The sequence below is a fragment of the Streptomyces sp. D2-8 genome (assembly GCF_023184515.1).
GTDB lineage: Bacteria > Actinomycetota > Actinomycetes > Streptomycetales > Streptomycetaceae > Streptomyces.
On record NZ_JAAHBP010000033.1, the window covers coordinates 16,595 to 40,057 of the forward strand.

Below are 23,463 nucleotides of genomic sequence, written 5' to 3' on the forward strand. Positions count from 1 at the left end.
CTGACAAGGGGTTTTCCTCCGGCCTGGGGTGCCGGGCACCAAAGGGGGTTCCCAAGGGGCCTTCGAAGTGGGCACCCAGGGAGCCCCCTTGGGCTTGCCCGCCAGGGGCCGGCCTTCCGGTGTGATCGGCCCGAGCGGTGCCGCTGCCCGGCCCTCGGGTGGGTGGTCGTCATCGTCTCGTCTCCTTCGCTGCCCCGGCCGGGGCGGTCGTTGCGAAGGAGCAGCGTGCAGGGGACCCCCCTTGTCCGCGGTCTGACCGTGGCCGGTAGCAGGCGTGGTCAAGGAGAAACGCGGCGGTGGTCGGGCGGTAGCAGAGGTGGACAAGGGGTCATGGTCGGCCTCGTGGTCGAACCGACCACGCTGGACAAGGGGCCCGGTTTGGCCCTTGCGGCCCCAATTCTGTGAGGAGGACCGATAGATGGCCCGACGTCCGGTCGGTCCTCACAGGCAGCCGTACTTCGTGGATCCGTAGTTGGCCCACACGAGGATCGCTAGTTGGCCCCGTCGTGTCCCTGGAACGGATCCGTCCGGGCAGAAATACGCAGGTGTGGCTCCTCAGTTGGCAGCTGCGTCGTACGCCGTCCGGGTCAGGGTTGTGGGTGGCAGGCTCGCTTCATGGCAGATGACGTCGTAGGAAGTCAGGTAGCCGACCTACAGGCTGAGTGCGCTGAACAAGCACGGAAGAGCCGTTCCCGTCGGCAGTTCTGGCGATTGGCCCATGCCGCGCTCGGACTGCCTGCTGCTGTGCTGGCTGGGATCTCGGGGGCAGCGGGGCTATCTTCAGCAGATGCCCGCATCCCAGCGGCGGTGCTGGCGCTTGTCAGTGCAGGCCTCAGCGCCGCGATCGCATTTCTGAAGCCGGAAGTGCACCAGCAAGCGGCACACGCACGCCGAAGGGCCTACCTTGCGTTGGAAGTCGAAGCGCGCTTCGCGCTGACAGAGGCAGCGTCTAGTGGTGAGCCCGTCCCGTTGCCCATCTACAGGGACCTGCTGGAACGCCGAAGGATGATCATCGCAGGCCAGCTCGACGACCTCGTGCAGCGGGTCGCCGTGGGGGGGGCGCCTTTCGAGGCCGGAGGAGGCGGATGAGAAGTGCGCTGGGGCGCCGCACATCCCAATGTGACTGAGCGCCAACTCAAGCGCTCACTCGCCAACTGAATCGACCCCGACCACAGCAGGTCAGGGATCGCGTACCGATCCGGGGCCACGTATCGCTCTGAGGGGCCATCTATCGGTCCTCGTCACAGATTCGTCGGTTTCGGCTCGAGAGGGAGAGTCCTCTGTCCTCTGTCCACAGGCTGGCGGGCCGACCCTGCTGGGACGTCACCGTGATCGGCACAGCGACCGTACGTCAGGAGCTGTCCATGTCCCCGATCGTTCCCCCGCTGCCCCCGCACCTGATCCAGCTCGGCTTTGACTACGTCGTGGCGGTGGAGACCGGAGCGACGTCCAGGCCGCGCGCCCGAGGTGGAGCAATTGCCGGGACTGCTGCCGGGCATCGCGGAGCTGATCGTCTTCCCCGTGACCGCGCTGTCCGGCGACACCGAGCCCTGCGCCGACTCCTTCGTCCTGGACGAGGTCGGCGTCATCTACCTGATGACGATCCGCGAGTGGGCCACGCACGCCCCTGCGGCTGCCGCGCCTGGGATCGCCCGCACCATCGCGCACTTCGTCGGCCAGGTCCTCGCCGACGCATCGACCGACATCGCCCGGACTCTGCAGGGGCTGCGCGATGAACAGGTGACGCGGGCCCGTGCGGTGCTGGAGAGCGTGGTGTCTCTGCATCCCTTACCGCACCACCGCACGGGGTGGGAGCGCACCGGTGCGGTGGTGCGCACCCACTCGGTGCGCACTGGTGCGGTGGTGCGCCCATCCAGTAGCGCACCGCGTCCATCCATGGTGCGCGCCACCGTCCATCCGGTGCGCCTCCACTCGGTGGGAGGTGTGCGCACCGGTGCGGTCGGCGCGCGGGCGTGGTGCGCAACGGGTGGACGGTTGTGCGGTGGAGTGGGCCGGGTGGAGGCGGTGCGTTTCTCCTTGACCTGAGCTGTGGTCAAGGAGAAACGCACCGGGTGGATGCGCGGCCCCACCCCCGTTGATGTCGTCCGCTCCACCCGGTGGACCCCACTCGGTGGAGTGGAGCCGGGCACGGTGGCGTCCACTCCCGCCGGGTCGACTCCACCCGGTGGAGTGGATGCGGGACATCATTGGTGTGCACCACCGCACAGGGTGCGCGCGCCACCGGGTCCACTCAGTGGCCGGCTTCCCGGCCCCGGTGCGGTCCGGGCTCCTGTGGGCGGTGCGCCTGCTGGTCATCCTCGCGCACCGGGTGCGGCGTCTCGGCGTCGTCGCGGCGCGCGTAGCGGTTCATCGTGGTGTGGGCCCGGTCGGCCGCCTCGGTGAACGCGTCCTGGAGGTGGCGCAGGCGTTCGGCGGTGAGATCGAGGGCTTCCACGTCCGTGCGGGATTCCCGCAGGGCCCGCAGTGCCGTCAGGTCCATCGCCTCGCGGCGGCCGGGCTCCTGCTGGTCGTCGTGCTCGGGGTCAGCCGGCTCGGGCGGGAGTAGCTGCTCGGACATCGCTGCCTGCTGGTGGGCGACGACGTCGTACGCCCAGCCCCGCACGGCGGTGGCGGTGGTGGTGCGCAGCTTCTCGCGCACCACCGCGCCGGCGAGGACGGCGCGCTCGTACTGGGGCGGGAGGCGGGGTATCTCCCACTCCCCCGCGTCCTGGCCTGGGGGCCGGGGTTCGGCCGGCTCGCCGGGGTCGGCCGGTGGCTGCCGGTCCGGGTCGGGCGCGGGAGTGGGTGGGCGGCGGGCGGGGAGGTCGGACAGGGCCCACCGGGCGGTGTAGAGGCGGTAGCCGGACTCCAGGCCGCGTATGGTCTTCGGCTCGCTGATGTCCAGGCAGTGGGTGGAGATGGCGGCGGCCACGATCTGGTCGTCCAGGCCGGGGTCGCGGCGGCGGCCGCGCAGGACGAGGGCGAGGTGGCGGCGGGCTTCGGCGAGCAGGTGCCGGCGGTGGAAGCGGCCGCCGTCGTTCATCACGAACACGGTCGCGGTGACGTCGACGGCCGCCAGGGCGACGTCGACCACGGTGGCGACCCGGGCTCGGATCGCCGCGGCTGCGGCGCGGGCGTGCTCGAGGAGGGAGGTGATGATGTCGGCGGCGACCCCGGAGGTGAGGATCGCGCTCGCCTTCCACCACGCGCGCAGTTGCGCGCGCGGTCGGGCCGACTGCTTGGGCGGGCGGGTCTTGCGGGCGGCGATCTGGTTCAGCTTGGCGCGGGCCCGCTCGGAGACCACGGGCAGGAACCGCGGCTCGCCGTCGTCGTCGACGGCGGTGACGTACTCGTGCTCCAGCTCGGTCAGGCAGGCGGCGATCTGGTCGCTGCGCCGGGAGGTCCAGCGGATCAGCTCGTGCGGCACCCCAGCAATCTCCATCACCGGCCGGCGCCCCGGGGTGACGGTGCGCGGCTCGGTCGCCAGCCCCAGCTCCTCGCAGACCTCAGCGGCCACCAGCTCGTTGTAGAGCGCGGATGCGGCCACGGTGTTCTCGTGCAAGGCCAGGGTGTGGATCGAGCCCCACTTCCCGTCCAGGCGCTGCCCCTTCACGGAGAGAAGCAGATGGTCATGGAGCAAGGGCATCCCCGACCGTGCCTCGTAGTGGCGGAAGCGCGCGGCGACCAGACCGCCGGGCGGCCGCACCCGGTAGATGCCGTCCTTGCCGTACCGGATCACCGCCACCTCGTCCTCGATCCACTCCAGCACCCGCTCGATCGCCCGCTCGTGCGCGGCCTCGATCACCCGCCGGGTCTCCTCATCCCCCAGCGCCCACAGGAGGTAGATCGTCGGCTGCGGCCGGAAGACGAAGTCGACACCGGTCACCATCACTCGGCGTCCGAGGGCGCCGGCCTTAAACGCCTTCTTCGGGGAGTCGCCCTGGGCGAGCCGGTCGGCCTCGATCCGGTCCGAGTACGGGTGGCGTCCCCGCTCGCCGAACAGGTTCCGCAGCTGCGCCTCGGTGACCTCCTCACCCGGCGCCAATCCGAGCACGGCCAGGCCGCGCCCCATCCATCGCCCGGCCGGGACACCGGCTTGCTCCTGGGCCTCGCGCAGCGGCGTGTGGGCCGGGCGGCGGCCATCGCCGACAACGGTCTCGCGCAGGTAGTAGCGGTACATCTGACCGGCTCGGACGATCTTGATATCCACTGTCATGCAGACCACGCCACACGGCTGTGACCTGCAAGAAAAGACCGATCAGCGGCACGTCCCGCCAGGCGGGAGCAGCGGCCGAACTTTCTTCTCAGGTGCCCGCCGGGCGGGAAGCGGCCCCGGCCCGGAAGTAAATGTCATTGCTCTCCGGCAGCGAAGGACGAGGCCATGTTCAGCCAAGAACAAGGCCGTACCGTCTGGCTGCTGTGTGCCATTGCTGATGCCTAGTGCCTGCAGCGCGGAGCGGACGCGCCGGGCGCTGCCAGCGGTGCGGTGAAAGCGTGTCTGCTCGCCCACCGGAAGGCGATGGGCGAGCAGACAGTCATGGAGCTGTGGTCAGCGCGCGCGGTGTGACGCTCCGTATGAGTCGCGCTGGCGCAACACGGCCACGTCTTGCTGGGATGCAGGCCAGGCCTGAACGAGGTACCACTCGGTGACCTCTTCCGGCGTCAGGTCGACAGCAGTGTCGCGACCGCGGGCGTGGACGCGCAGCCGATAGTCGCCAGGGCCGTTGAAGGACAGGACGGGAAGTTCTTCGTCCAGGTCGTCCATCATGGCGCGGACCATGAGCTCGCCCGAAGCAGAGTGCGCGGAGATCTCGACGATCTCCTGCCAGTCTTCGTCATTGGGGACGGGCTCCGTCTCGTGGAGGGTGACCGTGACGTCGACATCGCCGTTACTGACACCGGTAAGCACCACGATTTCGCCGTCGGTGACCTCGATGAGGCCGTTGTGGACAGCGGGCAGGTCCGCGGCGGCCGGTCCGTCCTCGTCACTGATGAGGAATTGGTGATAGGCGACCGGCACGAGACCGCTGCCGTATGCGACCTGACGGCTCATCTGCTGGCTTCCTTTCAGCGGTACGGCCGGGACCCTACTTGATCCACACCAGGAACCGGTCCTTTTCAAGGATGCGGTTGAACAAGTAGAAGTTTTTCAGGGTCCCGCCGCCCAGCCGGTTCTGATCCTTGTCGATCATCCGCCGGCTGAAGTCCCCGCTTCCGGTCGCTGCGCCCTGCCAGGTCGATTGGAAAGGGTACTCGTCGCACTGCTTGCCCGGCGGGCGCTCCAGGCTCGGCGGGCACGCCTTCCGGTTGTTCGCCTTCTTCTTCTCCTTGTCCGTCAGCCGGGTCAGGTAGCGGGTGGTGCCGTGCTTGCCGGGAAGATTCTTGGTGTCCTGCGCGTACTCGATGTGCCGGGCGAGCTCCGGGTAGGGTCCGTTCTTCGCGTAGACCAACTCCGGAATGTACGGCATCACGCAGCCCGCCTTCGACGTTCCCGGGACCGCGTTGTCACATCGCACCGGAGGCGTCGGCAGCGAGAGCTCGTTGGTAGGGCCGGCCCATAGAGGGTTGGTGAACCGCCACACCGCCTTCGCCTGCCCCTCCCCCTTCTGCCCCTTCGGTGAGGTCTTGATCGTGGTCTCCTGGAAGAACTGTCCGACCGGCTCCTTACTCTGGCTGATCAGCTGGGAAGGAAAGGTGCTCTCGATCACCTTGCACTTGCCCGCACACTTCGCAGCGCCATTGGCACTGCTACCCCGGGCCGAACCGGAACTGGTGACCTCCATCAGCTCCACCTGGTACGCCCACTTCTTCTGATCCCGCACGCTGTAGGCGTAGGCACGGACGAGGTAGTGCATGCGGCCGGTCACCGCGCCGGTACGCGGGTTCGTGATCGTCAGATCACCGGGGAAGATCCCGCACGCCTTGAACCGGTTGACATACCACTTGCCTCTCGCGCCATCGTCACACCAGTTCGGTGTGGGCCAGGCATCCACAGCGGCACGCAGTTCGGACGCCGACATGTCGGTGCTCCACGACATGCATGCCACCGGGTCATCGCCCCCAGCTGCCTGCGCGGCCGCCAGCCGCGTACGGCACGCCGCCTGGTCATCCGCCGCCCCTGCCAACGGATCCGGTACCAGGACTCCCGGCTCGGACTCCCCAGCGTCCGAGGGCTCCGACGTTGGTCCAGGGTCCTCAGCTACGAGGCCCTCTGGGGCCGGCTGGGAGATCAGGTCGTCCAAGTCCTGCGAGTCGTCCTCCAAGTCCTCGGACATCGGGTCCTCGCTACCCGGAGCCGCATCCCCGGATACCTGCACGGCAACGCCCGAGCCGGGCACAGCAGCCTCCAAAGCCTGCGCACTGCTGAGGCAACTGCCGAGCAGTCCCAGCGTCACAGCGCTTGCAGCCAGCAGTAATCTCGCTCTCAAGTTGTACCCCCTGTTGTTGGTCAGCAGCACGGACACACCCGGGTCATTTGACGTGTCCGCGCCGGGTCAGTGAGATCAAAGCACAGAGGACTGACAATCGGTCCTCGGATATCGCTCGCGCGGGCAATCCGCCGAACAGGCTCACGCCCGCCCGGGTCCGCAGGGGGTTCAGGAACCTGTGCACGAAGACCGGATCCCCGGCCAGTGCACAGAAACCGTCTCGTCCGGGGCCTGGCCGGCCGCCGGGTTCGAAGAACCGCCGCCCAGCAACCCGTCATGACGTGGGCAGAGTCCTGGCCACCGGCGAGGCATACAGGCGCCCCCGCCCACCACAAGAAGGGCACCAAACGCCGGCGCACCGAGGAGCGGCAGACTTGACGGCCTGGGCCATGTGCAGCGGGCACGAGGCCGAAGAATTTCACGGGGTACGTCGGTGGATCTCAGCTCAGTGATCATCGCTGTCGCAGGCGTCGCGGGAACCCTGGGAGGGGCGCTACTCACCCAGCGCGGCTCCGAACGAGCGAAGCGCCTGGAGATAGAGCTCGTTCGAGACCACGAGGAGGTCCGCGAGGCCCGTTCGCTGCGACGCACCTGCTATGTGGAACTCAACCGGGATGCCCGGCAGTTCACCACCGCACTCAACCGCCACCTGCACGTCATGAGGGAACGCGGCGTGGAGGAGGCCGACAGCGACGCACTCGAGGAAGCGAAGAACACGCACCGCGATCGATACTCCGAAGCACAGATGATCGCCCCCGAAGAAGTACTCAGGCGAGCGAGTGTCGTCAACCAAGCCCTGAACAAGGTCTACGGCCAGGTCAAGCGCCTCGAACGCGGTGCCCCCGAACCAGGCGAAACGATGGAGACCGCGGCCCAGGCCCAGTACGAGGTCTGGGAGATGCTCCGCACTATGAGAACCGCTATGCGCCACGACCTCGGTGTGTCGCATGAAGATTGAGAGCTGGCACCGGCGGAACCGTCAGCTTTAGCGACGCGACTTCTCCGGCACCACGTTCTCGTGGGGCCCGCTCCCGTTCCCCCCGAGTGCCTAAGCCGAGCCGTCAGCCTCGGCGTCGGGCGCGCTTCTCCGCGCGGGCCCTGGCCGGGGCCGCCCGATACGTCGCCTCCTCCCTCGACTGGGTGAGGGGCATATCGAGACGGCACCGTTCTTCCATCCGCTCCTCATGCAGCTGCTCGGGATCGCGGGCCGCCCACCTGCAAGGCTGTCCCCTGTGCGGACCTGCCGGCACTCTCCCTGCAGGGCCGCCGGGAGGGGGCACGAGACTGGCGGCGCTCCTCGAGACGCCTCCAAGCCGGTGGCCAGCCGGTTCGTATGCTGACCGCATGGGCGTATGCATGGAGGTCCTGATCGTCGACTGGGCCCATCTGAAGTCGGTGCCGGCCAAGCAGCGGGAGGACCTGGTCCAGGAGGCCGCGTTCGACCCGGAAGATGCGTACGACTACAACCTCCCGCCGGGGTGGACATGGCCCGACCCCACGCAGGCACGGTGGTGGGCGCGCTACGAGTTCCTCGACACCATGACCTCGTACAAAGCGCACTTCTGGGCCGGCGAACGCTGGGACGATCTGCGCGCCTTCGTCGACGCGCCGCTGCGGGACGCTCTTGACCAGTTCAGTGCCCCGCTGTTCTGGGACGGCTCCACCTACGCCTCCGAGACGTCAGACTTCTCACCGACGGTGGAGCCGGGCACCTGTGACTGGACCTCCCGGCTCGACGTCATGCTCTGGCTGCTGCCGGAAGAGGTAGCGGCGCTGCATCACTTCTGGGGGCAGGTCGAGCCGCACCTCGGCTCACTGCGCGAGCCCTTCGACCGTCACCTCACCGAACCCATCGGCTGGATCAAGGACTTCCCCTCGTTCTCCCGGCTCGTCACCGAATGGGGTGACGTCGTCAGCCAGGCCGCCCGCCGCGACTGGGCCCTCATCGGCCTGCGGAGCTAAGCACTTACCGTCGGCAGCCGGCTCGACACCACTGCACCGAACCAAGCGCGCAACCGCGCAGCGGCCGGAGTGTCACCGTCGACCGGGCGCGGCAGACCGGCGTGCGTCGGCCCGCCGAGCCGACGACATCGGCCCGCTCTGGTCGCGAGGCGCGGTCGACGACGGGCCGGCGGCCGGCGTCGCGCCTCGCGTGCGCGTCCGAGCTCCGCTCGGCGACATCGACGGCACCGACGAGTTCCCCCGTCGTGAGCGGCGCTCGGCCCCCTCCAAGTAGGGGTGTGCCGACGGTGGCGGCGTTGAGCGGCTCTGTTACTCACTTTCGGGTGACGTCCCGAGCCGCTGGGGGGTGCAACCTGGCGAACAGACCACGCACCCCAATCCTGCAAGGGGTGTGGATCTGTCGGCGCGTCAACTTTGCACCCACGGCTTATAGATGGATGTTACATGTGAGAGTCATAGAAAGTTGGACAACAGGTAACAGGGGTCATGTTTTCCCCTCAATTTCTCCACGGCGTGGACAGAGTGCGTGTGCGGCCAGCCGGTCGCAACCGCACACCGCACCAACGTCCCCGGCTTTGGCCCCTAAGGGCTTGTCCGGGGAGGGTGTCCGCACGTGAGGGGACCTGATGTCCGCTTCCGCTTCTGTCACCGCCCGCCGTCTCGCCGCCGCCGCACTCACCGCCGGCGCCCTGGTATCGGTGGTCACGCTGCCGGCATCCGCCGCCGACCACGCCCGCCCCGAGCGGTCGAAGGTGCAGATCTCGGCTGTCCAGTACGACTCCCCCGGACGTGACGACCGCTCCAACCGCTCCCTGAACCGCGAGTGGGTGGAGGTCACCAACACCGCCCGCCGCGCGGTCAACCTCGACGGCTGGACCCTCGAAGACGAGGACGGCCGCACCTACACCTTCGACCACTACCGCCTGGAAGGCCGTTCCACGGTCCGCATCCACACCGGCCACGGCCGCGACACCGACACCGACCTCTACCAGGACCGCCGCCACTACGTCTGGGACAACCACTCCGACACCGCCACCCTCCGCAACGACCACGGACGCTTCATCGACGACGAATCCTGGGGCCACCACCGCCACGGCGGCGGCCACCACCACGGCGGTCGCCACCACCGCTGACCCACCCTGCGGGCGAGGGCTGCAGGCCTCACCCACGCCTCGAGAGAACATGGACGCGCCCGGCCTCCCCGGCCGGGCGCGTCTCGTCTACTCGAACCACCCTGGCGCTTGGCAGGTGAACCGTGCGGCGCGCGGCGCTCCTATACGGCCGGCTCGTACGTCACGGTCTGCTCTGGGCAGCCGGCCGCCACCTCGCGCAGGGCCGCCACCTCGGCTTCATCGGCCGCAAGACTCCAGCGGAGCTTGGTTGCGACCCACTCGGCGACGTACCGGCAGTGCACCTCGGCGGCAGGCGGCAGCCATTGGGCGGGATCCTGATCTGCCTTGGACCGGTTCGAGCGGGCGGTGACCGCGACCAGGCTGGTGGCCGCACCCTGGTCGTTGGCGTACGCCTCACGGCGTTGCGCCGTCCACGCCGACGCACCGCTGTCCCAGCTTTCTGCCAGGGGCACCATGTGGTCGATGTCCAGGCCGGAGGCTGACGTCACCCACACCTGGTCGTAGTACGACCACCAGCTCCCACCCGTCAGACGGCAGTTGGCTCCAACCGCCGGTGCTTCGACGGCCTCGGAGATCAGCACTTCGGCGCGCGTGTTGCAGCCGTCGGTGGGGTTGGCGCCGGCGTTCCAGTGGCGGAAGGCGTCCCGGTCGTAGCCGTCCCGGGACTCCGTCCCCAGGGGCAGGGCGGCGACGGCTTCGGTCAGGGGAAGGGTCTCTGCCGCGTGGGCGGGCGCTGAGACGGTGAGGGGCAGGACAGTGAGGGAGGCGGCGGCCAGGCCGCGCAGCACGGCTTTGAGCATGAGCTGTTGATAGCGAGGCGCGACGGGGCGCTATCAGCGGTTTGCCCAGTGCGCCCCCTGTGTGGGTGCAATGGTCATACCGGGCCGGTGCGCAAGCGCCACGTCGGGAGCGAGGCGGGCGCCCGACAGGACGGAAGAGCCGCGGGCTGCGCGCCCGTGCACGTGCGCGACTGAGGTTGCGCTCATAGCCTGGTGTTGCTCGGGGTAGCCACGGAGGTCTGTCATGCCCCGAAACATCTGGAGCGGCGCGATCAGCTTCGGTTTGGTCACCGTGCCGATTTCCGTGGCCAGCGCAACCGAAGAACACTCGATCAGGTTTCACCAGTACCACCTGGAGGACATGGGCCGGGTGCGGGTGCGCAAGTACTGCGAGATCGAGGACCGCGAGGTCGACCAAGGCGAGATCGGCAAGGGCTACCAGCTGACCAAGGAGCAGGTCATCCCGATCAGCGACGAGGAGCTGCGGGACCTGCCGCTGCCGACGGTGAAGGCCATCGAGATCGTCGCGTTCGTGCCCCTGGACTCCGTCGACCCCTTGAAGATCGGCGAGGGCTACTACCTGGCGCCGAGCGGGCAGGTCGCGGCTAAGCCGTACAAGCTGCTGCGCATGGCCCTCGCCCGATCCAGCAAGGTGGCCGTCGCGAAGTACGCCTGGTCCGGCCGCGAGCGCCTCGGCCTGCTCAGGGTCCGCGAAGACGCCATCGTGCTCCATGCGATGCGCTGGCCCGACGAGGTCAGGTCGCCGGAGGAGCTGCTGCCGCCGCCCGTCGAGCTCAGCGACGACGAGGTCGACGGCGCCCTCGCGCTCATGGACAGCATGACCCGCGAGGACCTTGAAGGTGAGGAGTTCCAGGACACCTACACCGAGGCCCTCGAGCAGATCATCGAGGCCAAGCGGGAGCACCGTGAGCCGCCGAAGCTTGCCGAGCCGGAGTCGAAGCCGGGACAGGTCGTCGACCTGATGGCCGCCCTGACCGAGTCCGTGGAGAAGGCGCGGGCTTCGCGCGGCGAGGACGCCGACGTGCACGAGCTGCCGAAGAAGAAGACCGCGAAGAAGCAGCCGGTCAAGAAGACCGCCGCGAAGAAGACCACGAAGAAGGCCGCGGCGAAGAAGACGTCCGGGCGCCGGCCGCGCAGCGCCTAGTCCACGATGCCGAGCGCCGTGTCCGGCCTGCACTTCGAGCATGCCGGCACCTGATGGCGCAGTGCCTCGATCGCCTGCGCCCTGGTCGCCGGTTTCGCCCGCTTGCCCGGGTCCCAGCACTCGCCCGTGTGTAGGGCGACGGTGTTCTTGCGGTCCAGGCCGCGCTCGATCAACCACTCGGGTGCCGGCGGGCGCCGCGCCTCGCCGACGCGCCGCTCCGCCTCGCGGCGTTCCTCATCGGCGATCCACCTGCGGGTGCGGACCAGGTCGCGCTCCTGCACACGCTCCAGGAAGCGCAGCAGCGCGAGTCGCGACGCCCCTGTATCGTTCATGCGTTCGATTCTATGATCGGGGCGCCACACAGCCCACCCTCACCCCCAAGGGCAGGAGCAGGCATGAATGGCGAGGAGGCCGCCCGCAAGCTGGGCGTCGACCCGGCCTCCCTCTCCCCTGCGCCACCCGCGCCTCGCCGCGCCCAGACCTGGGCGCGGATGCAGCAGGAGCCGCCCTGCCCCGCCTGCGGCCAGCCGTCCCGCACCAGCGGCGTGATCCATGATCCGGACCATGGGCCCCGCTGGTTCGACCGATGCCGGGAGTGCTTCCTCGCGACACCGCCGACACTGCCTGTGCCGCCGACGCGGTTCCTCGAGGAGCTGCGAGAAGCTGCGGCCGACGCGCGGCTGAGGCTGCACACCTACACCGACGAGAGCGGGTGGGAAGGTGAGTGACGTGGACGACGAGCGGTTCCACCTCATCCTGAGTGCGGGCGGGAAGCCGGTGATGCACGGCTGGTGGGGCAAGCAGCCCACGGCCGAGCACCAGTACCTGTCGTGGATCGGCTCGTGGGGCAGCATCGACGGTGCCCGGATCGTTCTGACCGAGCGCTCCGACGATGGCGAGCGGGTGCTCGCGAGCTGGCCGGAGGGCTCGTAGGTCAGCCAGCCACGAGGTCGGGGTGGCGTGCTGCCTTCTTCACGTCGGCCTCCACTTGGTGGCGCGCGGCGCCCTGCTCCTTCGCATGAGCCGTGACCGCGGCCTGAACATCGTCGGCGAGGCCGCGCCAGACCCGCCAGGCGGTCTCCCACGAGGTCTGCTGCTCGTCGGTCCAGGCGGTCTGGGTGGGTGGACCGTACTGGTCCTGGAGCTGTCCGACGGCGGTGTGCGCCTCATCGGCGGCGCTCTGCATCAGCACGAGTTCTTCGAAAGTGTGTGCCACGAGCAGGGATCTTAAGGTGCGCACGAGGCCCGGCGGCCTCATCCCCGAGGGCGTGCAGGCTTCCGGCGGCTCGGTCGGCTGCCGGGGTAGTGCCGCGAGCAGTGACGGCGCTGCGCCGGACCGGGGCCTACTCGGTTGGGTGAACACGCCAGGGCGAGGGAACCTCATCGACGCTCTCAGCCGAACAGGAAGCCGCCGCAAGAAGACGAGCGCTGCCTGACTCGCGACCATGCCGTGGATCAAGTGTCTGGAGAACCGTCCCATTTCGCCTCCGCGGCCCAGCCGGGCCTCAGGTCGGGCTGGAGGACAGGGGTGCTGAGCATGGGCTCGGGCAGGTTCGACCGGCCGGGCAAGTCCTGCTCGGTGGCCCGCTCGTACAGCTCTGCCTGCTGCCGCAAGTCTGTCAGAGGGCAAGGCCTCGCTGTCGAAGCCCCATGAGACACATCGAATGCTGGAGAAGGACGGCCTGGTCCCCGCCGATGCCGGGGCTCACGTCAGTGCCCTGCCGAGTCGCGCCGGAGCCGAGAATCAGCCCCCTGCACACCGCTCTCGGCATGAGGGCCGGCCCCCCAGATGGGGGGGGCCGGCCCTCATGCCGAGAAGGCGGGGGTCGGGGTCAACCGGCCGAGATGGCCTGGCCCTCCCTGTGCTTAATGAGCCGGTCCAGCATCTTGTCGAACTCGTCCGGCGGCATCTTGTGGATCAGATGCTGCGCCGCGGACACACCATCCTCGTAGGGGAATCGCTTGGGCCGCTGCTCCCCTCCCCCAGCGGAGTCAGCAGCGGTGGAGGACTGTGCAGGAAGATTTGGCGCTCTCTCCCCTGCGGATGCCTGACCATCAGCGGCCTCGCGCTCCATAGAGGAGGACAGTCCGTCGGCACTGCCGTCCTCTATTACGTCGTAATAGCCGTCGGGTGTTCCGTCAGCCCGAGCATCTGGAGCATCGCCCCTGGTCTGCGTCTTGCGCTTCCGCTCCCGCTTCTCCGTCTCCTTGCGGGCTCGTTCCTGCTTGAGCACCGCGAGTGCCGGCTCTTGCTGCTCAGGGGGCTTGCTTCCCACGGCACGCAGCAGATCGATGGGCTCTTCACCGATACGGGCCTGTAGCTCAGGAGTGAGGCCAAGTAGAGCGAGGCGTTGTGACACCCACCCCTGGGAGCGGTGGAGCCTCTTCGCCAGGGCGGTCTGGCTGCCGTGAATGGCGAGGAGTCGTTGCAGAGCTCGGGCTTCGTCCAGCTCTGACAGGTCCTGGCGGTGGATGTTGGCGACGAGGGCGCTTTCGAGGAGCTCTTCCGAGTTGGCGCCCTGGTCGTCGCTGACCATCACCTTGATGGTGGCCAGGCCGGCGTCGCGTGCAGCAGCGAGCCGGCTGCTGCCGTCGATGACGACGTGGGTGGTGTCCGCTTCGAGGTCGGCTTCACGCTCCGGGTTGGCCTGGATGTAGGCGTCGCGGTTCATGACCGTGATCGCTTGCTTCTGCCCGTGGGTCTGGAGGCTGCCTGCGAGGTCGGTGAGGTCTCCGAGGCTCGAGCGGGGGTTGTCCGGGTTGAGGCTGATCCGCTGTGGGGGGAGTTCCGTGGGAGGTGCAACGCCGTCGGTGGGCACACCGGTCGCCGCTGCGACGGCCTGTCGGCGGGCGCTGACAGGCCGCGCTCCCCCGCCGAAGCGGCCGGCTCCCAGCTGGCTGGCCTTGCTCACGACACCTCCCGCGCCAGGGCACGCATCCCGATCGCCTGCTGCGACTTCGGCGCGTATGACAACAGGGGCTTCTTCACTCGTACTGCTTCCTTCTGTTCCTTGAGGTCACCGATGAGGCCGACGACTCGCGGGTCCTTTATGTCGACCCAGCCTTGGAGGGAGGAGGTGGCGATGTAGCCGCGGCGGGAGTCGTAAAGGTTGACGACGATGCCGAGGTAGTCGATGTCGACTTGGAGGTCGGCGCGCAGGTCGTCGATCTGCGTGGTCAGCAGGTCGTAGGCGTCGGCAGAGCTGTCTTCGGCCTGAACGACGATCAGGGCACCGGATTGGCCGGGGGCCTCGCCCTCGCGGCGGCGCCCGTAGTAGGCAGCGGCGTCCATGCTGAGGCCGAGGCTAGGTGGGCAGTCGACGACGATGACGTCGTAGTCGTCTTCGAGGGGGGCGAGGGCGCGCTCCAGGGCAGCTTCGCGGGCACGCACTGCGGACAGGCGCACATCGAGGAGGAAGGCGTCGTTGCAGGCGGGCAGAAGGTGGAGCCGTCCTCCGAAGGCCTCGTCATCGACGGAGACGATGAGGTCGCGCAGGTCACCCTTGGCGTCGCCTGCCATGTGGTTGGTGAGGCTGTCGCCGTTCATCGGCAGGGGAGTGGCGCCCAGTTGGTTGGTGAGGTGGCACTGAGGGTCGAAGTCGACCAACAGCACGCGCTGTCCCAGCCCGGGCAGGTTCTCCACGTCGAGAGGATCAGTCTCCTGCCCGTCGTGCTCCTCGTGCACCTCACTGGCGCGTAGGGCTTTGGCGAGGGCCTTGGCGACGCGTACGGCGTAGAGCGCGTTGGGGTCTTCGGCGAGGGCCTCGCCGAGGCCGGCGGTGATGGCGGTCTTGCCGACACCGCCCTTTTGGTTGCAGACGATGATGCGCCGGGTGATGGAGGGCCGTTCGACGTCAGGTGCTGGGTTGGTGTCGAGCCACAGCTGAACGGACTGGGCGAGGCCTTGGACGAGGGAGACACGGCGGTCGGCTGCGGTGCGTGTGAACTCTTCCCATTGGCCTTGGGGGAGGAAGGTGGAGAAGGAACTTGCGCCGGCGGTGTCGACCTGGGCGGAGGAGGAGGCCAGATTGCACCAGTCGGTGATGCCCTGTTCGACGGCGGCCTGGATCTCGATGCCGTGCTGGGCGGCTCTGATTTTGAGGTTCTGCCGGAGCCATCCCGGCAGTTTGGAGACGACCTTCTCGCGGTCGCTGGAGGTGGCTGGCGAACTCATGGAGGACACCATACTAACGTTCATGATCCTTTGCTGCCATTGACACGTTAGTTTAGCTACCTGTTGGCCCGTCAGGGAGGCTCACGCCCGCCGGGGAGCTATTACGGCGTAATAGCTCCCCGTACGGCTGCGGGGACGGTTTCGAACGGGCTGCGCGCGAACACCGCTACCCGCGGAGCCACTGCTCCGTCTGCCTTCACCGACCGGGGGCTACGGTGGCTCTTTCGTTGAGGCGGTCACGCTCAGGCCAGACTGAGCATCTCTCCGCGCGGACGGACGTCGAGACGAGTAGGTCATGCCGCTTGCTTCGTCGATGAAGGCAGGCGTACCGCGCGGCCCGGCACGTCTGGATGCAGGCAGCCCGCTTCTATTACGGCGTAATAGCCAGAGCCTGGGGGACCGCTTCCGCCAGCGGCTGGGGGCCACTCACGGCAGAGGTTTGGTCGAACGAGCCCTCGAGTTGGCCCTCAACCCGAGGAGATCTTGCCTGCGGAGTACCACTGCCACACGGACACAGAGGCAGCCACAGCGGCTGCATGGCGCTGGGCAAGGACGGATAGGAATGGGTCCGACTGCAGAAGTCGCCCGGGGGAGCGGCCCCTCTCAGGAGAAGAGGTACGCGTGGGAGCCGACGATTGGTCAGCCCTGGCGGGGGTCTCCTCGACGGTGCTGGCGTTAGCCGCCGTGGTCGTCGCCCTTGTCGCTTTCCGGTCTGAGCATCAACGGGCACGCTTCGAAGCTGCTCGAGCTTTGCACCATGATCTGACCACCGGTGAAGTGGCTGCAGCCCGCAAGGTCATCGGGAGCCTTCACTACGGCGGCTTCGGCGCTGCAGCGGCCCCTGTGGACTGGAACGAGGCCCTGACCTCCTACTTCACGTTGCTGTGGTGTTTTGAACGGATCGAAGCCGGCCGCACGGCCTTAGTACGAGGCGTTGTCCGCTCTGGTGATCCGCGGAACGAAGCGGCCGACTACCTCGATGCACTCGTTGCGTGGCACGTAGCCGAGTACGCCTGCGGCTTCGCCATCGCGCGTCGCAAGTTTGCCGAGTCTTCTGCCCAAGAGGTGTCCGATGGGGACTCGACCTCTGGCTTCAGCAAGCTGCTGCTTGCCCTACAGGAACGAGGGTTGGTCGACCGTGCCTATAGCGCGGGAATCTGTGGAGGGGCCGGGTGTCCCTGCCCGTGTCATCAGCAGTAGTGGACCCACTTTCGCGACTTGGCAGTCCTCGGTGGCCCGGCCGGGCGGTAGAAGCCGAAGTCCCGCTGTCTGCCACGACACTCCGTTGGGCAGAACACCTCGTCGGGCCGCGCTCTCGGCCTCCCGCCGACTACAGGAAGAAGACAAAGCCTACGGCCCCGGATCGGCAGGTGGTGGGCCGATGTCTGCGCCACCACTCGCCTCCGTCCGGCAGGTCGGCGGGTGGAGAAGCGAGTCGATGCAGGTGTGGAAGACGGAGTTGTGGATCCGCCTGGAGTTCTCCTTGGGTGCGGGCCGGGTGTCGGTGTTCTGCACCTGGCACGACGGGCCGACGCGGGTGGAGATCAGGACACGTTGGCGGCGACGGACTTCCGACCGCTCATTGTGCTGATCTTGGGCCGAAACGGGCATGCTGGTGGGTGTGAAGCTGGGGGAGGCGGTACACGGGCCGCGCGGGGACGAGGAGTTGCCGGTCTGGCGGACGTATGTGCCGCGGAAGGACCGTTGGCGTTCCACCAGGGCCATGCGGACCGCGCTACGGCGTGGGGAGATGGTGGGCGGCGAGGCGACGCGGGAATTGGAGAGGCGGTTCCGGGAGTCGTTCGACCGGCACGCGGTCGCCGTCTCCTCTGGCATGGACGGGCTCGAACTCCTGCTGGAGCACTACGGCGTCGGACAGGGCCGGACGGTCGTCGTCCCGGCCAACTGCTTTCCGTCCATTCCCGCGCTCGCCCGGCGGCTGGGCGCCCGACTGGTCGCAGCGCAGATCGACGACATCCATCTGTGTCTGGCTCTTGAGGCATGTCGGCGGGAGGTCCAGGACGAGGCGCCGATCGTGGTGTGGGTTCACCACGCGGGCATGGTCGGCCGTGCGGCGATGCAGTCCATCACGCGGCTGCGTAAGGCCGGTTGCACGGTGGTTGAGGACTGTGCGTACCTGCTTCCGGACGCAGCTCCGGCCGGTGGCCCGGGTACCTGGGGCGACGGTGCCGTCTTCTCCTTCCATCCCATCAAGCCAATGGGCGCGGCCGGCGGAGGGGTGGTGCTCACACGCGAAGGCCGTATCGCCGACCGGCTGGCCATGCGTCGCTCGCACAGCGGTCAGGAGAGCCGCTGGCAGGAGGGCGATGTCCTGTGTCGTGGCCGGGAGTTGAGCGAGTTCGCCGCCGCTGCCGCCGTGGCACGGTTCGTCCACCGGGACCAGATCCGTGACCGGCTGCGGTCGCTGGCCGAGGAGTACGCGTCGTCTCTGGCCCGTTGGCTTCCGCCCGGCCGCGTACCCCAGGACACGTGGGGACGCTTCACGATCCGCACCCGTTCAGCGGGCGAGGCGGCTCTGCTGCGCAAGAACCTGAACTCGCGGCGCATCCGCACCAACGTGATGTTCGCCTTCCCGTGGACCTCTCATCCCGCGTTCTCGGATGTGCCCCGGCCCGACGGCCCGGAACTGACACGGCTGCTGCGCAGCAACGTATGCGTTCCTTACCACCCGGGCATGCGCCGCCGGGACGCTCGCCGAGTAGCGGCCGCGGTGACGGAGCACTCCGACTGGCCCCCAAGCACGGGGCCTTGAAAGGAGCGATGTCTTGTCCTCACCTTCCGGCCGGGACCCGGGCGAAGAGCGATGGGCGGTCCCGAAGCGGATCGGCTACATCGCGGCATCGGAATCCATCCATTTCGTCGCGGCTCCCCTGCTGGCCGCCGCCGCGATCACCGCGATCGGCGTCATCCTCGCTGACGGCGACAAACTGCGGTGGCCGGACGCAGCGGTCTTGGCATTGACCATCTGCGTCACGCTGTTCGTGTTCTCGATCCAACGCAGCTTCAACGCGCGGGCGCATCTGTTCAGCGCCGCCGACATCGACGACTGGTTCGGGACCGCGGACCGTCCGCCCGACACGGTCCTGAAACAGCATCAGCACGCCGGGCTCAAGAAGTGGCGCGCGACCGTCCGGGGTGCGACCAACGCCTACAACCTGGGCGTCGTCACCCTGGGTCTGGGCGCCTGCCTGGCCCTCGCACCCCCCGAGGATGCCACTTTCTGGCAAGCGTTCCTCCGCTGGACAGCGTCCGGTGTCGCCGCGGTCTCCGCCGCCACGGAAGGGATCTCAACGGCCCGGATCTGGCACAGCCAAAGGTCCGGATCCCCCTAGCCACACCACAGGCAGCCCGTCCGCCAAGACGAGGAACGGATGTGACGACATGAGCGGCGCCGATCCAGGCTTTGGGTGCGGAGGAGACTGTGAGACGCCCTCGCAGAACTACTACACCTACTGTCCCCTCTGCGACGGCATCTTCCACGAGGAGAGCACCCAGGGACTGCTCCGCAGGAAGTCCCCCGCCCACTTCGCCCACAGGGACGGGTGCGAGGCCGCGATCCTTCCCACAGAGGAACTGCTTAGCATCCACAACTCGCCGTCCCGGGTCCGGGAAGCGATCCGACAGCGGCGCGACTCCGGGGAACCGTCCTAGGGTGTCCGCAACGTCGCGTTGTCCGCCCGAAGGGCGAGTCCTACTGCGTCTGGTGCGTGCCATCAGCACGCCGGGCGGACGCCCGCGTACTGGTTGCACTCGGTGTTCACCCGCGGCAAGGGGCTGCGGGCTTCGCGGGCAGGATGGACTGGGCGGACATCCCCTATGGCTCGGGCCTGCCACACACCACCCGCTCGCCCCTGCCGGCCTTCTTCGCCAAGAAGGAGTTAGAAAGGGGTTCAGAGAATGCTCTCAAGATCAGGGCCCGCCCGTTCTCGGGTAACGGTGGCCGCCACGGTGGTGTCCGCGATGACCTCGTAGCCGAAGGCGCTGAGACGCAACTGTTCGTCGTCGGCGTCCAGCAGGTCGGCCGGGGAGAAGCGGGTGTGGGTCGTCCACCACGTGACTCACCCGGTGACCGCTTCCAGCTCCGGAAAGGTTGCCGCCGGCGCCTGGGGCGCTGTTCGGCCTTAACAGCCCCTTTGGCATGACGAACGACTGGTCATCCCCGTGATCCTATGGCGGCCCCTTCCGGGAGCGCCCTGGCATCGGCTTTCCGGGGCCGGTGGGCAGCCGTTCCTACCGCCACGATGGCTGATCCCATCAGATGGCAGACACCTCACGTTGCTACGCCGTCAAGTCAGGCCGCCTGAGCGGTGAGGTCAGGCGCCTTCGTCGTCGAACATAGTCTCTCCGATTTCGACGAGCTCGTCGTGGGTCAGGTGCGGCGGGCTCCAGTTCCGGCTTCGGGCGTGCTGGATGAACCGCTTGTCCAGGGTGACGTGGTAGCGCTCGACGTAGTGGGCGAGGTCCGAGTACCAGAACCACTGGCCGTCGGTGAGCAAGGACAGTCCGCCGATCAGCTCATGCCCAGGGCTGAGGATGTCGTGAACGCTGGAACCGGTGGCAGCAAGGACCGCCCCTTCGCGCAGATACCGCGCGAGAGACTGATCGTCCTGATCTCCCTCGTCACGTACGGCAGCACGCAGCGAGGGCCCGTCAGGGCGGCCATGCGCAAGTTCCCGGAACTCGCCGATGAAGCATTCCGACACAGGAGGCTGGTTACTGCTCATGCCTTGGGAGGCTAGTCACGAGAGCCGTAGGTCCTCCTCACCTTTCCGGGGCCGAGACTATGCAACCTGTGCTGCGTCCTTGATCCCCACAGGGAAGGCTGCTGACTCGTCGAAGCGCTCTCGGTGCTGGAGGCAGTGGTAGAGCTGGCCGATCATCCGATTGAAGAGGTGGCGCTGAGCGGCCGCCTGCCAGTCGCCCTGTTCGCGGCTGCGCCGGTAGTGGGCGTTGGCACCGGCAGACCCCTGTAATGAGGCGAAGGCCCAGAGGTAGCCGGCGTGGTTGAGCCGGTCGTTCTTCACCCACCGTCTGGTGATGGCGGACTTCTTGCCCGAGACTCGGGTGGTGGGTGAAGAGCCGGCGTAGGCCTTCAGGCCGCGGGCGTCGGCGAAGCGAGCGCGGTCGTCCCCGATCTCGGCCAGGATCCGCGCGGCGTCCTCGTGCGCTTCGGCGCATCAGGTCGTCGACGGGTCCGGAACGCGGAAAGGCCCCCGGCTGCCCCTCAAGCGAGGGGCAGCCGAGGGCCTCGTGTGGGGTTAATCAACCAGCTCGATACCAATGGCCAGGCACCCCAGCCGTTCCTTGTCCGGCGGGTAGATGCGCCGGATGTTGGCCAGTTGCTCCTCACGGGTCGCTTCGGGGTTCACCTGGGAGGGCCCTTCGGTGTCCAGGAGTTCCTCGAACGAGGCGTACTCGGCAACGCGTGTCACCTGCGTCATGCATGACCGATCGGTGCCCTTCACGGCGAACCGGATCAGGTCACCGACCGCCAGGCCGTCGAACTTCGGGTACTTCACCCGCACTTCCCGGGTCTTGCGGCCGGTGGCCACGAGGTCGAAGTACTGGGGGTACAGGTTCAGCTCGATGACGCGGGCTGAGGTGGTGCTCATGTAGCCGGGCTCCCTGCGGGTAAGGACATCAGCCGCGACAGCTCCGCAGCTGAGTACGAGCGGAAGAAGTGCCGGGGGTGGGACAGCAGCAGTTCCGCCAGGTTCAGCAGGCGGTCCGCGAACTCTCCCACGGTGCCGGGCCACTTCCGGGTGTCGAGCATCCACGGTTCGGCACCTGCGGGCAACGCCGCCTCCCCTGAGCGGATGAGGCTCTTGGAGAGCTTGGCGCCCGTCTCGGCGACGATCATCGGGCAGAACAGCCGAGCGGGCAGTTGGCCCCGGGTCAGACCCACGGCCTGGAGGGCGCCGTCGACGAGGAGGCTTCCGGGCATCCAGTCGGTGCCCTTGACCATGACCTGGAGGACGTCGGCCTCCGCGAGCGCGGCGAGTTCCTTGACCATGTTGCGGTAGAGCGTGGCGAGGTCGAGGTAGCCGCCGCCAGTGGGTGTGACGGTGGCCGCGTAGGGGCCGTGGTGCAGGCAGACCGCCGACACACGGGCGAAGCCGCGGCCGACGCGTTCCACACGGGTGCGCTGTGCGTACTTCTCCGCCCATCCGCAGGAGTGCGGGCAGGGCACCCGCAGGTGCGGCACCCCCGTGGAGGGAGCCAGCCAGAGACTTGCGGCGTCCAGGCGCGGCAGCACCCGCAGCCACGTTTCCCGGAACGGGCCGGTCGCCTGCTGCTGCGAGTAGGTCTCCACGCCGTACGGCACAGCCAGCCTCTCGGAGAGGGCGTCGAAGAGGGGTTGGTAGAGGGTGCCGACCAGGCGGGCGATGCCGTCCGTACCGAGGGCCTGGGCGTAGGCCCGCTGGTAGCGGTTCCCCGATACGGGGTCGGTGACCAGCTCGTGCGGCGCGTTGTCCAGTGCCGAGAAGCGGACCTCCACGGGCAGGCCGTGGCGGTCGTGGAGTCGGGCGGCCGTGGCGAACGCCATCGAATGCACCAGCGAGGTGCCGGCGTGCGGTGCACCGTTGATCTGGGTGCCCACCACCAGGGCGATCCGCTGCGGCCTGCTGGCGCGGATGCGCGGGGCGAGGACGTCCTCCACGTTCGTCAGGGCGTTCGCAAGGACGGTGTTCGGGCTGATGAGCGTCATGCGGGTGCCTCGTCTCATGTCAGTGAGCTGCTGTGACTGCGTGGGCCGGTCCCGGGGGACAGCCGGGCCGGGGGAGTGGGGTCACAGGAGGCGGAACCGGCCGCGTCGGCCGGGCGCTTCAGGGGCCGACGATCGTGAGGATCGCGGCGACCAGGAGGAGGGCGAGAGCGGCGAGGATGATGTCGACCGCGCGGGCCAGGCGCTCGAACTTGGCGACGGCGATGATGGACAGCGCTTTGACCCGGGTGGCGCGGGTGTCCTGCCGCATCGCATGCAACAGGTCGTCCTCACTCAGCTGCGCCCAGCAGGGAAAGCCCTCGCGGACGACACGGCCGCGGCCGCCGAGGTTGGGGCGCACGACCAGGAGCAGCAGCACAGCCGAGGCGGCGAGGGCGAGGACGGCGGCGCCGCCGGCGAGCTGGGCGGGCAGCGGTAAGTCCTTGTCGGCGGCGCTGGCGAGTCCGGCGAGAACCGCGCCGTTGAAGGCCAGCAACAGCGAGGCCTTCGAGTCGCAGCGACCGATCTTCGCTTCGACGTCGTGACAGGCGTCGTCCAGGGCCTTGTCCACGGTCGGGGTGCTCGGTCCGGTGGCGGTCGATGTGGTCGGTGTCGGCATGGGCCGAAGTCCTCTCGTGGGTCAGGCCGCCAGGCTGTGGCCGGGTGGGGTGATGTAGGTGGCAGGGTCGGCCGGGGTGCCGTCGTGGCACTCCAGGCAGGAGCCGAGGGTGCGCAAGGGCAGGACGTGGTGATAGCGGCGCCGGCACCTCGGACACGTCGTCCGGGCCGCCATGGCCTTGTCGAGCGCGGCTTCCTTGGCGAGCGTCATCGGGCGGACCGGCAGAGCCAGGTCGACCCGGTACAGGTAGGCGGGTCGGGTGCACACGCGCTGCGGCCGGGTGGCGCAGGCCTTGCAGCGCAGGACCGCGGCCGGTTCCTGCCCGCCGGGGCGAAGCCCTCTGGCGCGCAGCTGGCGGCGCGTGGCCAGACCTTCCGGGGCGGTGCGCCAGTCGTACTCCGGTACCAGGCCGCGCCTGCGCGGTCACCTCGCGCCCCAGGCGCTGGGGAGGTGGCCTGGGCGGTGGGGGTAGCGGG

The 23,463-nt window shown here is 68.5% G+C and carries 24 protein-coding genes and 2 pseudogenes; 12 read left to right on the forward strand and 14 right to left on the reverse strand.

Translation table 11 applies throughout. From position 1 onward, the window contains the following. Window positions 1-615: 615 nt before the first annotated feature. The gene (locus G3I77_RS38165) at window positions 616-1,089 is read left to right on the forward strand and encodes a hypothetical protein (protein ID WP_248511480.1); all 474 of its coding nucleotides are present in this window, start codon (window positions 616-618) and stop codon (window positions 1,087-1,089) included. Between the two features lie 387 nt (window positions 1,090-1,476). Beyond that, complete coding sequence (locus G3I77_RS38170) at window positions 1,477-2,046, forward strand: hypothetical protein (protein ID WP_248511481.1); 570 nt, start codon at window positions 1,477-1,479, stop codon at window positions 2,044-2,046. Window positions 2,047-2,251: 205 nt separating this feature from the next. Here the strand turns inward: G3I77_RS38170 and mobF are convergent, their stop codons facing one another. From mobF to G3I77_RS38185, 3 genes are all read right to left on the reverse strand, one after another. Next, entirely contained in the window at window positions 2,252-4,216 is a 1,965-nt protein-coding gene (gene mobF / locus G3I77_RS38175) for a MobF family relaxase (RefSeq protein WP_248511489.1), read from the reverse strand. Window positions 4,217-4,549: 333 nt separating this feature from the next. Further along, window positions 4,550-5,053 carry a hypothetical protein gene (locus tag G3I77_RS38180; protein WP_248511491.1) on the reverse strand — a complete coding sequence of 168 codons (504 nt, stop codon included), beginning with the start codon at window positions 5,051-5,053 and terminating at the stop codon, window positions 4,550-4,552. A 34-nt stretch (window positions 5,054-5,087) separates the two neighbouring features. Next, window positions 5,088-6,458, reverse strand: a complete 1,371-nt coding sequence (locus G3I77_RS38185) for a NucA/NucB deoxyribonuclease domain-containing protein (protein ID WP_248511500.1) — start codon at window positions 6,456-6,458, stop codon at window positions 5,088-5,090. A gap of 98 nt (window positions 6,459-6,556) precedes the next feature. On the opposite strand from G3I77_RS38185, the pseudogene G3I77_RS38190 reads away from it, so the two are divergent. From G3I77_RS38190 to G3I77_RS38205, 4 genes and pseudogenes are all read left to right on the forward strand, one after another. After that, a pseudogene (locus tag G3I77_RS38190) lies at window positions 6,557-6,769 on the forward strand (transposase); the annotation flags it as partial. Between the two features lie 92 nt (window positions 6,770-6,861). After that, window positions 6,862-7,386 carry a hypothetical protein gene (locus G3I77_RS38195; protein WP_248511501.1) on the forward strand — a complete coding sequence of 175 codons (525 nt, stop codon included), beginning with the start codon at window positions 6,862-6,864 and terminating at the stop codon, window positions 7,384-7,386. A gap of 386 nt (window positions 7,387-7,772) precedes the next feature. Next, a complete protein-coding gene (locus G3I77_RS38200) occupies window positions 7,773-8,390 on the forward strand; it encodes a hypothetical protein (RefSeq protein WP_248511502.1) in 618 nt (205 codons plus the stop codon). A 626-nt stretch (window positions 8,391-9,016) separates the two neighbouring features. Beyond that, window positions 9,017-9,523, forward strand: a complete 507-nt coding sequence (locus G3I77_RS38205; protein WP_248511503.1) for a lamin tail domain-containing protein — start codon at window positions 9,017-9,019, stop codon at window positions 9,521-9,523. Between the two features lie 140 nt (window positions 9,524-9,663). On the opposite strand, the gene G3I77_RS38210 is transcribed toward G3I77_RS38205, so the two are convergent. Next, complete coding sequence (locus G3I77_RS38210) at window positions 9,664-10,323, reverse strand: HNH endonuclease family protein (RefSeq protein ID WP_248511504.1); 660 nt, start codon at window positions 10,321-10,323, stop codon at window positions 9,664-9,666. Between the two features lie 223 nt (window positions 10,324-10,546). Here G3I77_RS38210 and G3I77_RS38215 point away from each other — a divergent pair, with 223 nt between their 5' ends. Continuing rightward, entirely contained in the window at window positions 10,547-11,467 is a 921-nt protein-coding gene (locus tag G3I77_RS38215; protein WP_248511510.1) for a Ku protein, read from the forward strand. Here G3I77_RS38215 and G3I77_RS38220 read toward each other — a convergent pair. Continuing rightward, entirely contained in the window at window positions 11,464-11,799 is a 336-nt protein-coding gene (locus G3I77_RS38220; protein ID WP_248511512.1) for a DUF6233 domain-containing protein, read from the reverse strand. The two genes, G3I77_RS38215 and G3I77_RS38220, sit on opposite strands and share 4 nt — an antisense overlap. A gap of 63 nt (window positions 11,800-11,862) precedes the next feature. Here G3I77_RS38220 and G3I77_RS38225 point away from each other — a divergent pair, with 63 nt between their 5' ends. Further along, on the forward strand, window positions 11,863-12,195 hold the full coding sequence (locus G3I77_RS38225; protein WP_248511514.1) for a hypothetical protein: 333 nt from the start codon (window positions 11,863-11,865) through the stop codon (window positions 12,193-12,195). 1 nt (window position 12,196) lies between these two features. Beyond that, window positions 12,197-12,400: a hypothetical protein gene (locus G3I77_RS38230; RefSeq protein ID WP_248511516.1), complete on the forward strand. Its 204-nt coding sequence runs from the start codon at window positions 12,197-12,199 to the stop codon at window positions 12,398-12,400. 1 nt (window position 12,401) lies between these two features. On the opposite strand, the gene G3I77_RS38235 is transcribed toward G3I77_RS38230, so the two are convergent. The 3 genes from G3I77_RS38235 to G3I77_RS38245 all read right to left on the reverse strand — a co-directional run bounded on the left by G3I77_RS38235 (window position 12,402) and on the right by G3I77_RS38245 (window position 15,641). Beyond that, the gene (locus G3I77_RS38235) at window positions 12,402-12,683 is read right to left on the reverse strand and encodes a hypothetical protein (protein WP_248511518.1); all 282 of its coding nucleotides are present in this window, start codon (window positions 12,681-12,683) and stop codon (window positions 12,402-12,404) included. 616 nt (window positions 12,684-13,299) lie between these two features. Next, the gene (locus tag G3I77_RS38240) at window positions 13,300-14,379 is read right to left on the reverse strand and encodes a ParB/RepB/Spo0J family partition protein (protein WP_248511522.1); all 1,080 of its coding nucleotides are present in this window, start codon (window positions 14,377-14,379) and stop codon (window positions 13,300-13,302) included. Next, window positions 14,376-15,641, reverse strand: a complete 1,266-nt coding sequence (locus tag G3I77_RS38245; RefSeq protein WP_248511524.1) for a ParA family protein — start codon at window positions 15,639-15,641, stop codon at window positions 14,376-14,378. The genes G3I77_RS38240 and G3I77_RS38245 overlap by 4 nt, the downstream gene beginning before the upstream one ends. A 621-nt stretch (window positions 15,642-16,262) precedes the next feature. Here G3I77_RS38245 and G3I77_RS38250 point away from each other — a divergent pair. The 3 genes from G3I77_RS38250 (at window position 16,263) to G3I77_RS38260 (ending at window position 18,994) form a co-directional block, all read left to right on the forward strand. After that, complete coding sequence (locus G3I77_RS38250) at window positions 16,263-16,841, forward strand: hypothetical protein (protein ID WP_248511526.1); 579 nt, start codon at window positions 16,263-16,265, stop codon at window positions 16,839-16,841. 421 nt (window positions 16,842-17,262) lie between these two features. After that, a complete protein-coding gene (locus G3I77_RS38255) occupies window positions 17,263-18,414 on the forward strand; it encodes a DegT/DnrJ/EryC1/StrS family aminotransferase (protein ID WP_248511528.1) in 1,152 nt (383 codons plus the stop codon). 13 nt (window positions 18,415-18,427) lie between these two features. Then, window positions 18,428-18,994, forward strand: coding sequence for a hypothetical protein (locus tag G3I77_RS38260; RefSeq protein WP_248511530.1), 567 nt, complete (start codon window positions 18,428-18,430; stop codon window positions 18,992-18,994). A 981-nt stretch (window positions 18,995-19,975) separates the two neighbouring features. Here G3I77_RS38260 and G3I77_RS38265 read toward each other — a convergent pair. The 6 genes and pseudogenes from G3I77_RS38265 to G3I77_RS38290 form a co-directional block, all read right to left on the reverse strand. Then, a complete protein-coding gene (locus G3I77_RS38265) occupies window positions 19,976-20,386 on the reverse strand; it encodes a hypothetical protein (protein ID WP_248511532.1) in 411 nt (136 codons plus the stop codon). A 57-nt stretch (window positions 20,387-20,443) separates the two neighbouring features. Further along, window positions 20,444-20,815 (reverse strand): annotated as a pseudogene (locus G3I77_RS38270) (transposase); the annotation flags it as partial. Between the two features lie 105 nt (window positions 20,816-20,920). Continuing rightward, window positions 20,921-21,274, reverse strand: coding sequence for an ASCH domain-containing protein (locus G3I77_RS38275; protein ID WP_248511540.1), 354 nt, complete (start codon window positions 21,272-21,274; stop codon window positions 20,921-20,923). After that, window positions 21,271-22,371: a hypothetical protein gene (locus tag G3I77_RS38280; RefSeq protein WP_248511542.1), complete on the reverse strand. Its 1,101-nt coding sequence runs from the start codon at window positions 22,369-22,371 to the stop codon at window positions 21,271-21,273. Before G3I77_RS38280 ends, G3I77_RS38275 begins: the two co-directional genes overlap by 4 nt. A gap of 118 nt (window positions 22,372-22,489) precedes the next feature. Further along, window positions 22,490-22,987, reverse strand: coding sequence for a Pycsar system effector family protein (locus G3I77_RS38285; RefSeq protein ID WP_248511544.1), 498 nt, complete (start codon window positions 22,985-22,987; stop codon window positions 22,490-22,492). A gap of 21 nt (window positions 22,988-23,008) precedes the next feature. Continuing rightward, entirely contained in the window at window positions 23,009-23,395 is a 387-nt protein-coding gene (locus G3I77_RS38290) for an RRQRL motif-containing zinc-binding protein (RefSeq protein WP_248511601.1), read from the reverse strand. Window positions 23,396-23,463 lie beyond the last annotated feature (68 nt).

Bases quoted from the DNA above. Each gene is read 5' to 3' on its own strand.
- G3I77_RS38165 (WP_248511480.1), top strand. From the start codon at position 616: ATGGCAGATGACGTCGTAGGAAGTCAGGTAGCCGACCTACAGGCTGAG.
- mobF (WP_248511489.1), bottom strand. From the start codon at position 4,216: ATGACAGTGGATATCAAGATCGTCCGAGCCGGTCAGATGTACCGCTAC.
- G3I77_RS38180 (WP_248511491.1), bottom strand. From the start codon at position 5,053: ATGAGCCGTCAGGTCGCATACGGCAGCGGTCTCGTGCCGGTCGCCTAT.
- G3I77_RS38200 (WP_248511502.1), top strand. From the start codon at position 7,773: ATGGGCGTATGCATGGAGGTCCTGATCGTCGACTGGGCCCATCTGAAG.
- G3I77_RS38205 (WP_248511503.1), top strand. From the start codon at position 9,017: ATGTCCGCTTCCGCTTCTGTCACCGCCCGCCGTCTCGCCGCCGCCGCA.
- G3I77_RS38210 (WP_248511504.1), bottom strand. From the start codon at position 10,323: ATGCTCAAAGCCGTGCTGCGCGGCCTGGCCGCCGCCTCCCTCACTGTC.
- G3I77_RS38215 (WP_248511510.1), top strand. From the start codon at position 10,547: ATGCCCCGAAACATCTGGAGCGGCGCGATCAGCTTCGGTTTGGTCACC.
- G3I77_RS38220 (WP_248511512.1), bottom strand. From the start codon at position 11,799: ATGAACGATACAGGGGCGTCGCGACTCGCGCTGCTGCGCTTCCTGGAG.
- G3I77_RS38225 (WP_248511514.1), top strand. From the start codon at position 11,863: ATGAATGGCGAGGAGGCCGCCCGCAAGCTGGGCGTCGACCCGGCCTCC.
- G3I77_RS38245 (WP_248511524.1), bottom strand. From the start codon at position 15,641: ATGAGTTCGCCAGCCACCTCCAGCGACCGCGAGAAGGTCGTCTCCAAA.
- G3I77_RS38265 (WP_248511532.1), bottom strand. From the start codon at position 20,386: ATGAGCAGTAACCAGCCTCCTGTGTCGGAATGCTTCATCGGCGAGTTC.
- G3I77_RS38275 (WP_248511540.1), bottom strand. From the start codon at position 21,274: ATGAGCACCACCTCAGCCCGCGTCATCGAGCTGAACCTGTACCCCCAG.
- G3I77_RS38280 (WP_248511542.1), bottom strand. From the start codon at position 22,371: ATGACGCTCATCAGCCCGAACACCGTCCTTGCGAACGCCCTGACGAAC.
- G3I77_RS38285 (WP_248511544.1), bottom strand. From the start codon at position 22,987: ATGCCGACACCGACCACATCGACCGCCACCGGACCGAGCACCCCGACC.